The following is a 13,573-nucleotide window of genomic DNA, read 5'->3' on the forward strand; positions in this document are numbered from 1 at the left end:
CCCTTGTTGGCTTTTAAATAAAATGCAACCCGACCATCCCAACTGCCCTTGCCGCTGTAATGATGACTGTCAGCTTCTTCTAATATGGCTTTACCTTCTCCTGTCACATTATTTTGTGCATAAGTAATATCCACAATACCTACGTAAAAAATATCGTCTTCTTGTTCAACAACCAACTTCTCATTTTGAGATTGGCGTTGACCTTCTTCATCTTGCCAACTTAAATTAAATTCATATTCACCAGGAGACAAAATCAGCTCACGCATGGCTCGACCATGATTATCCACCACCAATCGCTGACCATTTAGCATGACTTCTTTCTTATCGTTCAGACCGCTCATTTGTATTACTACCTTACGATCTTGAGCTGAGGCAACTATACCTTGATGATCAATACGACTTTGCCCAAATCCAGGAATCGTACTGTCGGATTTTAATTGACCGTAAAATAACGCTCCGTTATTAACCAAATCAGCTTCAACATTGGGTTTAGTATAAGCAATAAAATCACTTTCTTGAGTCACGCCATGACCCAAAGTACGAAACATTACCGCATAAACATTATCTTTTAATCCTGTATGACTAATCGTAGTTAAAACCGCTTTATACTCTGTATCAATCGATAACGGCTCACCATTATCGGTATCACCATTCCATAATACCGCTTCATAAGGACTAATATCACTAAAACGCAATGTCTTTAATGGATATTGATTATCCACGTCCGATTGTCGGTAAATTGTAATTTGATATTCGGCTATTTTGGTGGGATAGTTGGTGTAGACATAAAGCCCCATTGGAGTGGTAAATAACCCATCGGATGTTAACTTAACTTTTGGGTTATAAATACTGAGATTAAGCTTCTCTTCTGTATTAAATTCATCCCGAATAACATTTAGTTTAGGTACATAGTGCGTGCCAGCATAAATAGTATTTGAACTAAGTAAAAAAGCAGCACTTACGCCTAGGCAAGGCAAATGCCGAGTCCAGTTATGTTTTTTCATTACTTTTACTTCCTTTACCTTAATGTCAATTGCTTTTTTAATTAACTCTAAACCACTGTAAGTAACGATAACAATCTATCTATCAGTTAATTGATGTAGCAACTTCCATTAATGCATCCACAATTTATATAATAATTACTTCATCGTCATAAACAATGAATTGATGATTTATAGCAACTATCAAAAACCATTTGGTAGGTATTGGTTTAAATACTAGTCAATGCCTATAAAGGTGATCGATGTCCGAACAATTAATTTTAAGATAATTTACGAAATAAAAATTATTTAAAACTAAATTATCAAAAAATTTTCGTAATAATACATTTATCATTACAAATATTCAATAATTATTATAATTAACACTTATATTTTAAAATATAAGGAATTAGCGTTTTAAATATACAATTTTGCAAAGGTATTTTATTTTTTTCTTTAAAAAGATTGAAAGTTTAAATTGATTTAAACTAGTTCATTATTAACTAGTAATATAGCAACATTATGTGTTTCGGATTATTTGAATATTAACTTTTGAGAAATAATTTAATAAATTATTAATGTTTTGATAACAATAAAGATAAGGATTAAACCATAACTATTAATTTAATAGTTAAGTCAAATTATTTAAAATGTTTAGTCAAAGCAGATTAATAAGTTAATTTAAGAAAGTGCAACTTACTAAAGTAAATTTATTTTAACCATTCATTTGAAAATAAATAAAGCGCCGTAGTGGCGCCTTTCAACTTAGTCTACAGTATTTATTTCTTCAATTCTGTTAGTTTTTTCAAATCTGCAATTTTTTTACGAATATTTGCTGCTCGTGATGATGAGGATGGATGACTACTTAATAATGATGTATCACCACTACCTAACTTATCGAAAGCTGTTGCAAGCCCTGCAGGATTAATTTTTTTCTTAACTAAGAGATCAAAAGAATAGTTATCAGCTTCTTTTTCTTGGGTCTGAGAGAATTGAGCATTAACAACTGCTGTAGCCAAAGCTCCTAATTTAGATTTAGATAGTGTAGTTACTGCAGCATTTCCAGAACTAGCAGCTGCATCACGAGCAATCTCAGTTGCATAAGCAACTTGCATAGCTTTTTTACTATGACCTAAAGCAACATGACCTAATTCATGCCCTAAAACGCCTTGAATTTCATTATCAGTCATCATATCCATTAGACCACTATAAACACGAACACATCCATTAGCCATTGCCCATGCATTAACATCTTTTGTAAGATATACTTTATATGAAATTGGTATTCCATTTAAATTATTACCAAGTGTTTTACTAATCTTTCTTAATCGTTTAGTATAAGCATTGTTTGCTGGGGCAATTCTTGATTTAGCATCCATTTGAGCGCATGATTTGGCACTCAACGTTTTCACTTCATTATCACTAAGAGTTGCAGCTTTTATACCTCTCATCCCAAAATTAGCATAATCATCAAAGCCCATGCTGTTACAGCCAACTAATGACATTGAAGCAACTAAAGGAAGTACAGCAAAAAAGGCTTTTGAATGTTTTTTCATACTATTTTCCTTATATAAATAATAATTGATTTTTTTGATAACGTCAGTTAACCGAAACGAATTTTAAACTAACTTTGATAATAATCAATAAATAATTGCTTGCTTACTTATTTTATGGCATTTAGACTAGTTCTTCATTTTTAAGGTTTATAATTATGCAACTATCCGATTTTAATTTTACGCTTCCGAAAGAACTTATAGCAAAGCATCCTTCTAAAATAAGAAGTAGCTGCCGACTTTTATCTCTTGATGGTAATACCGGCAAAATTGAACATGGTGTATTTACTGATATTATTGAGAAAATCAATCCTGGTGATTTGCTGATTTTTAATAATACAAAAGTGATTCCTGCTCGCCTATATGGTAAAAAGATGTCGGGAGGAAAAATTGAAATACTAATTGAGAGATTATTAGATAATAACCGAGCACTTGCCCATATTAAAGCATCAAAATCGCCTAAAGCAGGAACAGAATTGTTATTAGGAGAAAATGAACCAATCAGAGTAACCATGTTAGCTCGGCATGATACCTTATTTGAATTGCAATTTCCGAATGATGTACTCAGTATTTTGAATAAAATAGGGCATATTCCGCTCCCTCCTTACATCGATCGCCCAGATGATGAGCAAGATCATGAGGTTTATCAAACTGTTTATAGTAAAGTGCCAGGCGCTGTTGCTGCTCCTACAGCTGGTCTGCATTTTGATGATCCTTTAATAGCAAAACTGAAAGAAAAAGGCGCAGAAATCGCTTTTGTCACTTTACACGTTGGTGCTGGCACTTTTCAACCAGTTAGAGTTGAAAATATTGAATCACATGTTATGCACGCGGAATATGCTGAAGTTCCTGAATCAGTAGTAGATGCAGTTCTAACTTGTAAATTTCGTGGAAATAAAGTCATTGCTGTTGGCACAACATCTGTTAGAGCGCTAGAAAGCGCCGCTCAAAAAACTGGCTGCATCACACCATTTTTTGGTGACACACAAATTTTTATTTATCCTGGTTATCATTTTAATGTAGTCGATTCATTAATCACAAATTTTCATCTACCTGAATCAACATTAATTATGCTAGTTTCAGCCTTTGCTGGTTATGAAAATACTATGAACGCTTATCAACAAGCCGTAAAAGAGCTGTATCGATTCTTTAGCTATGGTGATGCTATGTTTATTGCTAAGCAGAACGATGAGTAATATTTCTATTTAATATTATTGGCTTTCTGAAAAATGCATCGAATTAACTCTGATTAAGCTTTAGTTAGCCAATTAGGAATGCTTGTTAACTAATTGCTAAAACAACTTGTTTTGATGATTTTTTGTACTGATATAATTAATAAAGTTTGATTATTTTGTTTTTGACAACTGATAGGTGAGCACGCTATTAAACATGATAATAATGAAATAACATGGGTTAAAATGTTTTAATCCTTTCTAAAAGTTGTCTATCTAAGCTAGGAACGATAAACTAGATGGTCAATTTGTTGATACAAAATGTATTATGGTAATAATTAATTTGTGCCAAACTGTTTATTTGGTCGCAAGAGGTTAACAAAAAAATGAAATTTGAACTAGGCAATACTGACGGGCTAGCTCGTCGAGGACGTATGAAATTCGAACGTCGTGGCGTCGAATATATTGTTGAAACCCCAGCATTTATGCCTGTTGGCACGTATGGCACAGTAAAAGGCATGACGCCAGAAGAAGTGGCTGCAACAGGCGCACAAATATTACTTGGCAACACCTTTCATTTATGGCTAAGACCTGGACAAAAAATTATGCGTAAACATGGAGATTTACATGATTTTATGCAATGGCCTGGACCAATCTTAACTGATTCAGGTGGATTCCAAGTTTTTAGTCTTGGCGATATCCGAAAAATTAAAGAAGAAGGTGTTTATTTCCGTAATCCTATTAATGGTGATTCAATTTTCTTATCTCCTGAAATTTCAATGGAAATCCAATATGATCTTGGTTCAGATATTGTGATGATTTTTGATGAATGTGCCCCCTTTCCAGCCGAATGGGACTATGTTAAAAAATCAATGGAGATGTCATTACGTTGGGCAAAACGTAGCCGTCAGCGTTTTGACGAATTAGGCAATAAAAATGCGCTTTTTGGCATTGTGCAAGGAGGTATACACCAAGAATTACGTGATATTTCTATTAAAGGATTAACTGAAATCGGTTTTGACGGATACGCTGTTGGAGGACTTGCCGTTGGTGAACCTAAAGCCGATATGCATCGCATTTTAGAAGGCACATGCCCACAATTGCCTGCTGATAAGCCTCGTTATTTAATGGGTGTAGGTAAACCTGAAGATTTAGTAGAGGGCGTACGCCGTGGTATTGATATGTTTGACTGTGTAATGCCAACCCGTAATGCACGTAATGGTCATCTATTTGTGACAAATGGTGTAGTTAAAATTCGTAATGCTAAATATAAAGATGATACCTCGGCTCTTGATCCATATTGTGACTGTTATACGTGTAAAAATTATACTAAATCGTACCTCCATCACTTAGATAAATGTGGTGAGATCTTAGGCGCTAGGTTAAATACTATTCATAATTTACGCTATTATCAACGCTTAATGGCAGAAATTCGAGAGGCGGTTGCTAATAAAAGTTATGAGGGTTTTGTTGTTGAATTTTATCAACGTATTGGTAAAACACCCGCTCCTTTATCAAAATAAGGAAATAAAAAGCATAATTTTTCGTGGTAAGTCTTGACACTTTTTAGGAAGCGCAGTATCATGCGCTTCCTAACGGCGAGTAGCGCAGCTTGGTAGCGCAACTGGTTTGGGACCAGTGGGTCGGAGGTTCGAATCCTCTCTCGCCGACCACTACCTATTTTCTGACATTTTAAAAATCTTTCTTCCTTTTATTACTATAGCTTACGGAAAATTGGTGCCTTTGGGTTCAGTATTTACTCTTTGACAAGTTCCCTGTAAAAAATCAAGATAGAAGGCTTAGCATTGACATATATCTTATTTGGCAAATAAATTTAAATAAAATAGCCATAACCTGATGCAATTATTCATTATTTTTAGAGTTACTTACTAGTAAATTAGAGGCATACTCAAAATCCATCCAATAATAACTAACTGCTTGTTCTTAAACGAAGTGTAGGAACTAACACAGACAAATCTGGCTTATGACAATGAGTTTCACCTCTTAACTTATTTAATAATTGACTCGCTAGATATTCTCCTATTTTTTCAGACGGTAAAGATACCGTTGTTAAAGGAGGAAAACTGAATTGACTAAACTCGTTATCACCAAATCCACTAACAGCTAATTGGTGAGGTACTCGGATATGTCGCCGTTGGCACTCATAAAGCACACCGCATGCTAATTCATCTGTAGTGCAAATTAATGCATTAATTTCAGGCCAATTTAACAGTATATCGGAAAGTAATAAACTTCCAGTACTAAAGTTGGGAGGTAGAGCAGCATTGATAACTCGGTGAGTAGGTAAATGATAATCTAACATTGCTTTATACCAGCCATGTAAACGTTGTTGAAAAAGAAAATTTTGATGGCTAGCACAGAGTAATCCAATATTTTGATAACCTTTTTTTATTATATGTTCGGTTAACATATACATTGCCAAACTATTATCTAACCCTACGTAAGCATCTGCTGATATATCATCTCGCTTACCAATATTCATAATTGGAATCATTTTTTTTAAATTAATGTTTTCAATAATAGCGTCATTTTCGACATAAAATAACAATATTGCTTCAAGGTTATAATTGTATAGATTATCCAGCAACTGTGATTCTCGTTTATAATAATAGTCAGATTCAACAAACAATATTGTATATCCTTGTTTAGTTAAACTTGCTTGTAATGCATCAAGTAAGATTTGAGCAGAATGATCATGGATTTTTGTGGTTATAACCGCAATAACTGGGTTAGCCGATGCAGAGGCTAACAAACTCGCTGCCACATTTGGTTTATATCCTAACACATCAATAGCAATTTGAATCTTTTTGCGAAGTTTATCTGAAACTCTTCCAGGAGTGCGTAAAGCACGAGACACAGTCATAGTGCCCACACCTGCATATTTAGCCACATCGAATAAAGTAATCTGCCCTGTACTTCTTCGCTTTTTTACACTTTGCATTTTTTATCCTAATTTAATCTGAGCTAAGCAGTATCTAAGGAATGTTGATTTTAACCATCATCAAGCTAGCGATAAATTAATGTGAACGCCAATAGCCTATTATTTTAAATGACAATTTTTTAGATAATATTATTTTATTAATAGGGTTATTTTTGATTAATTCATTAAAAATGTTATCTAAATCACAAAATAAATAAAATTTCATTCAAGTTTGATAGCGCTATCACATTTCTATTATCTTATAGGTGGCTATGTTTAAACCATATGATAGTTTATTTAATAAATTGTCATAAATATTTTAATGGAGAGAAAATGCTCGCAAGATATTTAACACAACAAACAGTAAATGTTGTTGATTCTGTTAGTGATTGGAAAGCAGCTATACAGCTTTGTGCATCGCCTTTATTAACTAATAATACTATTTCCCCTAACTATATTGAGGCAATTTTTAAATCGCATGAAACAATGGGGTCTTACTATGTGTTGGCTCCAGGTATTGCTATGCCTCATGCCAGACCTGAGCAAGGTGTGAATCAGTTAGGATTATCCATGTTAGTTGTGAAACACGGTGTCAACTTCAACTCAGCTGATAATGACCCCGTATATTTAATTACATTATTAGCTGCAATTGATAATACAAGTCACATAGAAATGTTAACTCAATTAGCAACATTGTTTACTGAAGTAAACGATATTCAGACAATTTTTAATGCCCAACATCGTGAACAAATTCTATCAATAATTAATCGTTATTAAATTTAATAAGACTAACTAAAGGAAAAAGATATGAAAATTATGGCTGTTTGTGGTCAAGGTTTAGGTAGTAGTTTTATGGTAGAAATGAATATTAAAAAAGTACTAAAAAAATTAAATGTTGATGCTGAAGTTACGCATGCAGATCTTGCGTCTATAGCACCAGATCAAGCCGATCTGTTTGTTATGACAAAAGATTTAGCCACTAGCTCAGGAATCCCTGCAGATAAATTAGTCGTACTAAGCAATATTATTGATATCAACGATCTAGAATCAAAACTCGTTGAGCATTTTGCTAAAAGCTGATTAAATCATGAGGTATTGCTATGATTCAAGAAATAGTAAAATTTATTGTTGATATTTTAAAGGTTCCTGCTGTATTAGTTGGTCTTATTGCTATGATTGGATTATTGATTCAACGAAAGCCATTTGCTGATACGATTAAAGGAACTATTAAAACGATTCTCGGATTTTTGGTATTAGGTGGTGGAGCAACAGTTCTAATCAGTGCGATTACTCCATTGGGGAGCATGTTTGAACAGGCTTTTAAATTACAAGGAATTATTCCTAATAATGAAGCAATTGTTTCTATGGCGTTAGAACAATATGGTACAGCAACCGCATTAATTATGGCATTTGGCATGGTTGCCAATATTATCGTTGCGCGTTTTACTCGTTTAAAATTTATCTTTTTGACAGGACACCATACTTTTTATATGGCCTGTATGATTAGTATTATTTTAACTGTAGCAGGATTTGGTGGCTGGCAACTTGTATTCACAGGTTCGTTAGTTCTGGGACTCATCATGGCATTTTTCCCTGCTTTAGCACAACCTCACATGCATAAAATTACGGGTAATAGTGATGTCGCATTTGGTCATTTTGGTACTTTAGGATATGTATTAGCTGGCTGGATTGGGCAAGCTGTAGGTAAAAAATCTCGATCAACAGAAGATATGAATTTACCTAAGAATCTAAGTTTTTTACGAGATAGTTCAATCTCAATTTCATTAACAATGATGGTTATTTATCTCATTTTAGCCATATTTGCTGGTTCTTCTTATGTCGAAAAAGAACTAAGTAGCGGTGAAAATTATTTAGTTTATGCGATTATAGAAGCGATTACCTTTGCTGCCGGTGTATTTATTATTCTTCAAGGTGTACGATTAATTCTGGCCGAAATTGTACCTGCATTTACAGGCTTCTCAGAAAAATTAGTACCTAATGCAAAACCAGCTCTTGATTGTCCCGTAGTATTTCCATATGCCCCTAATGCTGTGCTTGTTGGATTTTTATTTAGTTTCCTTGGTGGCTTAGTTGGACTATTTTTTTTAGGGCAATTAGATTTCGTTCTTATATTACCTGGTGTTGTTCCTCATTTCTTTTGTGGTGCCACAGCAGGTGTATTTGGTAACGCTATGGGCGGTCGCCGAGGTGCAATGCTTGGCGCATTCGCTAATGGTTTATTAGTGACATTTTTACCAGTTCTTTTATTACCTGTTTTAGGATCACTTGGTTTTGCAAATACAACTTTTTCAGATGTAGATTTTTGTGGTATTGGGATTATTTTAGGTAATATGGCTAAATGGCTTAATAAAGATATTATAATGGGGATTTTTATTGCTATTTTTGCATTATTGGTAACATTCAACTATGCCTTTAAACCTAAAAAGCATCAAAGAGAACATTGAGTCAATAATCATTATCTCATTTATAAAAAATATTATGCCAGACAATTTGCCTGGCATTTTTTCATAAACTCTTTTAATTTTAGTTGCTAACAAAAAAACCATAAGCAACAAACAAATTTACAATAATAATTGTTGAAACTGCAATGATTACCATTCTTTTTATTGTATATTTTTTCATTTCACCAAGAGAAAGCTCTCTATTTTTATTTTTACCATAGTAATAATAATATATTGGCAAACCAATTAAAGTCAGTACGATAGAAACAATACCATTTATGGTTTGGTAAACTAACATACCATAAATAACATAAGCAGCCCCTAGCATTGCAATGATGGGAATTATTGGATAACCAATAACTTTATAAGGCCTATGTACTTCTGGGTATTTTTTACGAGCAACCATCACTCCAACGAACGTTAGTAAATAAAATACCCAAATTGAAAACATTGAGATTTCTGATAAACGGTCTGCATCAAGAAGCGTTGAATATAAGAAAGAAAAAATAACTAAAACAATAATCGCATTAACAGGTGAGCGGCTATCATCATCAATAGTACTTAAATAACGCGCGCCAATAATAGTTCCCCTCTCAGCCATACTAAATATAGTACGAGATAACGTCATAATATATCCATTAATTCCGCCAAGAATCGAAACCATAATACCAACAGCAACTAAATTTCCGCCAAAATGTCCAAACATCCGTTGTGAAGCAACAGATGATGCATCATGACCTAGTGAAATCATCTCTTGGACAGGAAAAATCTTAAATAATGCAATATTAATACAAGCGTAAACAACAACAAGAAAAATAATGCCAAAAATAATCGCCTTAGGTAATATTTTTGATGGATTATTAATCTCACCAGCTACTGATGCAACTTGTGCCCAACCATCATAAGCAAAGAGGGTGGCGAGAATAGCTACTGCAAAAGGAGCATAAGATTCAATACCTTGACCACTAGCAGTGAATAATGCGACTTGGCCATTTCCTTCACATAATCCAAATATAGCCAATAACAATATAGGAATAAGTTTACAAACAGTAGCAATTGTCTGTAAATAACCTGCCTCTCTAATACCAATAGCATTAATAAAAGCAATAAAACCCAAAACACCAGCACTTACCGCCATTGTATAAGAATCATCAATATTAAATAATAGACAAAATACTGAACTAAAATATCCAACCAACGCTCCAACTAATGAAGGAGCAAAAATAACTGTCATCATCCAACCATAGAGATGAGAAATTTTGGTGCCATATATTTTTTCTAAATAAACTAGCATTCCTCCTGTTTTTGGGAACATTACACCTAATTCACAAAGTGTTAACCCGCCACAAATAGAAATGGCGCCACCTATTATCCACGCTAATAGCGCATAATTATAATCACCAGTAACTTCTAATACTGATGGTGGTTTCATAAAAGCTCCTGCACCTAAAACCATTCCAACAACTAGTGATAATGCAGAAACTAAACCAAGATCCTTGCGCAAGTTATTCTCTAAATTGTGCTCTGCCATAAAGTTCCTCTTAAAACATATAAAATTAACGGCGAAATTTTGTTATGATAGGGAATTATTCATAAAACACAAGGAAGATTAGTATCGTTTATATAAAAAACTAAATAAATAAAATAAATAATATTTTTATTTATAAAAATAAGCCAGCATATAGCTAGCTTTTTGAATTACAATTAAGGTTAACTTATTTAGTCTTCTTCATTTTCATATCTACAACCATACGACCTCGAATTTTACCTGCTTTCATTTCGTCGATCATATCATTGATATCTTCCAATGGCCTTTTTTCAACTATCGGCACGACCTTACCTTCTGCACTAAACTGAAATGCTTCGGCTAAATCTTCACGAGTGCCAACCAATGAACCTAAAACTTGAATACCATCTAATACTGTTTTAGGAATACTTAAATCCATATTTTCTGAAGGCAGACCTAAGGCAACCACTCGCCCTAAAGGTCGCACTGAATTGATAGCTTGATTGAATGCTGTTTTAGTCACAGAAGTTACAACAGCACCGTGCACTCCACCTCCAGTGTGTTCTTTAATATAATCTCCCACATCCTCAACTTTTTTAGGGTTAACGACCAAATCAGCACCTAGTGTTTTACATAATTCTAATTGATTATCACTATTACTGATTGCAACGATTTTATTATTAAAAACTTTTTTACCATATTCGATAGCGAGCGTTCCTAATCCACCAATACCAAATACAGCAAGCCATTGCCCTGGTTTAGTACCAGCCACTTTAATACCCTTATAAGTAGTCACACCAGCGCAAGTTACACTTGTTGCTTGTGCTGGATCAAGCCCTTCTGGCACTTTAACCGCATAATCAGCCTTAACTATGCACTGTTCTGCCATACCTCCATCTACGCTATAACCTGAATTTAATGCGCTGCGGCAAAATGTTTCATTTCCAGAAATACAATATTCACAAGTACCACAACCTGCATGAAACCATGCAATACTTACTCGATCACCAATTTTTAGACTTTTTACATCTGGGGCAACTTTAGTCACAATCCCTACACCTTCATGTCCTATAACGCGTCCAGGTTGTTTACCAAAATCCCCTGCTGCAACATGGAGATCAGTATGGCAAAGACCACAATATTCAACGTCAACAAGTGCCTCTCCCTCTTCTAAAGGACGAACTGGGATATCTTTAATTTCGACTTGTCCATCGCATTCTTGTTTGATAACAGCAGCTTTCATATTTTTCTCCTAAATAATTTTAAAGTTAAAATATAATTGATTATCATTCTAAACGAATTATTTTGAAAAAATATGAGTAATTTCACAAATTTATAAAAGAATAATTATTTCTACAGCAGTGTAATTACTATGTGGTATTTGTATAACTATTCATTTGTTAGATTATATTTTTGTAAAAAATATCTCAGGATTCTATGCCGTTTGGTAATTAATAAAGCCGCAAAAAGTGATATGACTTTAATGGATATGTAAGAAAATCAACAAATATTTAGCTATTTAAAAAAGATAAAGTTTAAGTAATTTTGAAGACAACGCTAATATGTTTTTATTTTACAGGAACGAGTAACAAATATTCGTTCCTTATTATTGATAATAATTACGTTTATTTCATGTCTGTAGCAAGATATTTCTGGCAATTATTATTGATTAATAAAAATAATCCAATGAAGGCGCCTAAGCAAAATAATCCAACCACATAAATAGTGGGAGCCATTTTACTGACGAAATCACTAAAAAATGAAATCAGTAAAGGCGTTATGCCTCCTGCAATAGCATAGGCCATATTGAATGAAAACGAGACTCCACTATAACGAATTTGCGCAGGAAACACTTTAACCATAAAATAAGAAAAAGAACCAACTATACCTATACTAAATCCTGTCAGCGAGTAAGTAATAAATAAAATATGAGGATTATCTAACCAAAAATAAAAGATAATGATCATAATTGCTGCAATAAAACATCCAATAAACAAAACATTACCTATAGAAAATCTATCCATCATCATGCCATAGAAAGTGCAGCTTATAATTAATCCAATAATTGCTAATATATTACCCTGCAACGCATCAATCGGTGAATAACCAAACTGTTTTTGTAACAAAATTGGCGTCATGAGCATGATAACCATGATACCAGCAGAAAGTACCCATGTAAGTAGCATTGATAAAATGGTTTGAGGCAAGTATTGAGTTAATACCGTAATAACAGGTATTTTTTTAGATAATTCTTGTTGTTTACGTTTTTTAATTTCAAGAAAAATTGGTGTTTCTTTTAACCAACGACGTAAATACATCGCAATCAATCCAAAAACACCACCAATAATAAATGGAATACGCCAGCCCCAATCCATTATCTGTTCAGAAGATAAAAATTTATTCATCGCAGTTGAAACTAATGAACCAAGTAAAATGCCTAGACTTAAACCACTTGTTAAAATTCCGCAAGCTAAGCCAATTTTATTTTTCGGTACATGTTCTGCAACAAAAGTCCAAGCTCCAGGGACTTCACCGCCTACAGCTAAGCCTTGACATAAGCGCATAAGTAAAAGTAATAAAGGAGCCCAAATACCAATATTTGTGTAAGTGGGTAAACAACCTATAAATAATGTGGGTAATGCCATAAGCAATATGCTTAGTGTAAACATTCTTTTTCGGCCTAAAAGATCACCAAAGTGCGCCATAATAATTCCACCCAATGGGCGTATTAAATATCCCGCAGCAAAAATACCAAATGTTTGAACTTGACTTAACCAAGCTGGCATATCATTTGGAAAAAAGAGATAACCAATAGTTATTGAAAAAAAGACAAAAATAATAAAATCATAAAATTCTAATGCTCCACCTAATGCAGAAAGCGCCAATGTTTTATAATCTTGATGGTTTAATGTGCGTATCTGCGTAGTGGTTACTATGTCCAGCATAATCATCCTTGTA

Annotated in this window: 11 protein-coding genes and 1 tRNA gene; 6 read left to right on the plus strand and 6 right to left on the minus strand. The window is 33.7% G+C overall.

Features of this window, described 5'->3' with window-relative positions:
- Together A9G48_RS04325 and A9G48_RS04330 are read right to left on the minus strand one after the other, a co-directional pair.
- Window positions 1–1,004 (minus strand): hypothetical protein (locus A9G48_RS04325; protein ID WP_141672956.1); only part of this gene is annotated, 1,004 nt, incomplete at its 3' end.
- Between the two features lie 755 nt (window positions 1,005–1,759).
- Window positions 1,760–2,536: a M48 family metalloprotease gene (locus A9G48_RS04330; RefSeq protein ID WP_034946854.1), complete on the minus strand. Its 777-nt coding sequence runs from the start codon at window positions 2,534–2,536 to the stop codon at window positions 1,760–1,762.
- Between the two features lie 155 nt (window positions 2,537–2,691).
- On the opposite strand from A9G48_RS04330, the gene queA reads away from it, so the two are divergent.
- The 3 genes from queA (at window position 2,692) to A9G48_RS04345 (ending at window position 5,378) form a co-directional block, all read left to right on the plus strand.
- Window positions 2,692–3,729, plus strand: coding sequence for a tRNA preQ1(34) S-adenosylmethionine ribosyltransferase-isomerase QueA (queA, locus tag A9G48_RS04335; protein WP_034946857.1), 1,038 nt, complete (start codon window positions 2,692–2,694; stop codon window positions 3,727–3,729).
- A 362-nt stretch (window positions 3,730–4,091) separates the two neighbouring features.
- Window positions 4,092–5,228 carry a tRNA guanosine(34) transglycosylase Tgt gene (tgt, locus tag A9G48_RS04340; RefSeq protein WP_065575819.1) on the plus strand — a complete coding sequence of 379 codons (1,137 nt, stop codon included), beginning with the start codon at window positions 4,092–4,094 and terminating at the stop codon, window positions 5,226–5,228.
- A gap of 73 nt (window positions 5,229–5,301) precedes the next feature.
- Window positions 5,302–5,378, plus strand: a tRNA-Pro gene (locus tag A9G48_RS04345).
- A 257-nt stretch (window positions 5,379–5,635) separates the two neighbouring features.
- On the opposite strand, the gene A9G48_RS04350 is transcribed toward A9G48_RS04345, so the two are convergent.
- Window positions 5,636–6,667, minus strand: a complete 1,032-nt coding sequence (locus A9G48_RS04350) for a LacI family DNA-binding transcriptional regulator (RefSeq protein WP_034946864.1) — start codon at window positions 6,665–6,667, stop codon at window positions 5,636–5,638.
- Window positions 6,668–6,979: 312 nt separating this feature from the next.
- On the opposite strand from A9G48_RS04350, the gene A9G48_RS04355 reads away from it, so the two are divergent.
- Genes A9G48_RS04355 through A9G48_RS04365 form a run of 3 tightly spaced genes read left to right on the plus strand, consistent with a single transcriptional unit; the run spans window position 6,980 to window position 9,111 of the window.
- The gene (locus A9G48_RS04355) at window positions 6,980–7,423 is read left to right on the plus strand and encodes a PTS sugar transporter subunit IIA (protein ID WP_034946867.1); all 444 of its coding nucleotides are present in this window, start codon (window positions 6,980–6,982) and stop codon (window positions 7,421–7,423) included.
- Between the two features lie 30 nt (window positions 7,424–7,453).
- Entirely contained in the window at window positions 7,454–7,726 is a 273-nt protein-coding gene (locus tag A9G48_RS04360) for a PTS sugar transporter subunit IIB (protein WP_034946870.1), read from the plus strand.
- Window positions 7,727–7,746: 20 nt separating this feature from the next.
- Window positions 7,747–9,111: a PTS ascorbate transporter subunit IIC gene (locus tag A9G48_RS04365; protein ID WP_034946873.1), complete on the plus strand. Its 1,365-nt coding sequence runs from the start codon at window positions 7,747–7,749 to the stop codon at window positions 9,109–9,111.
- A 79-nt stretch (window positions 9,112–9,190) separates the two neighbouring features.
- On the opposite strand, the gene A9G48_RS04370 is transcribed toward A9G48_RS04365, so the two are convergent.
- The 3 genes from A9G48_RS04370 to A9G48_RS04380 form a co-directional block, all read right to left on the minus strand.
- Window positions 9,191–10,639, minus strand: a complete 1,449-nt coding sequence (locus tag A9G48_RS04370) for an APC family permease (RefSeq protein WP_051825313.1) — start codon at window positions 10,637–10,639, stop codon at window positions 9,191–9,193.
- A 184-nt stretch (window positions 10,640–10,823) separates the two neighbouring features.
- Window positions 10,824–11,858: an alcohol dehydrogenase AdhP gene (adhP, locus tag A9G48_RS04375; RefSeq protein WP_034946876.1), complete on the minus strand. Its 1,035-nt coding sequence runs from the start codon at window positions 11,856–11,858 to the stop codon at window positions 10,824–10,826.
- A gap of 382 nt (window positions 11,859–12,240) precedes the next feature.
- Window positions 12,241–13,560 (minus strand): MFS transporter, encoded by a 1,320-nt coding sequence (locus A9G48_RS04380; RefSeq protein ID WP_065575820.1) that lies wholly within the window; start codon window positions 13,558–13,560, stop codon window positions 12,241–12,243.
- Between the last annotated feature and the right edge of the window lie 13 nt (window positions 13,561–13,573).

The sequence above is a fragment of the Gilliamella sp. wkB18 genome (genome assembly GCF_001690875.1).
Lineage (GTDB): Bacteria > Pseudomonadota > Gammaproteobacteria > Enterobacterales > Orbaceae > Gilliamella > Gilliamella apicola_A.

Coding starts and splice junctions, on each gene's coding strand:
- A9G48_RS04330 (WP_034946854.1), bottom strand. CDS start 2,536: ATGAAAAAACATTCAAAAGCCTTTTTTGCTGTACTTCCTTTAGTTGCT.
- queA (WP_034946857.1), top strand. CDS start 2,692: ATGCAACTATCCGATTTTAATTTTACGCTTCCGAAAGAACTTATAGCA.
- tgt (WP_065575819.1), top strand. CDS start 4,092: ATGAAATTTGAACTAGGCAATACTGACGGGCTAGCTCGTCGAGGACGT.
- A9G48_RS04350 (WP_034946864.1), bottom strand. CDS start 6,667: ATGCAAAGTGTAAAAAAGCGAAGAAGTACAGGGCAGATTACTTTATTC.
- A9G48_RS04355 (WP_034946867.1), top strand. CDS start 6,980: ATGCTCGCAAGATATTTAACACAACAAACAGTAAATGTTGTTGATTCT.
- A9G48_RS04360 (WP_034946870.1), top strand. CDS start 7,454: ATGAAAATTATGGCTGTTTGTGGTCAAGGTTTAGGTAGTAGTTTTATG.
- A9G48_RS04365 (WP_034946873.1), top strand. CDS start 7,747: ATGATTCAAGAAATAGTAAAATTTATTGTTGATATTTTAAAGGTTCCT.
- A9G48_RS04370 (WP_051825313.1), bottom strand. CDS start 10,639: ATGGCAGAGCACAATTTAGAGAATAACTTGCGCAAGGATCTTGGTTTA.
- adhP (WP_034946876.1), bottom strand. CDS start 11,858: ATGAAAGCTGCTGTTATCAAACAAGAATGCGATGGACAAGTCGAAATT.
- A9G48_RS04380 (WP_065575820.1), bottom strand. CDS start 13,560: ATGCTGGACATAGTAACCACTACGCAGATACGCACATTAAACCATCAA.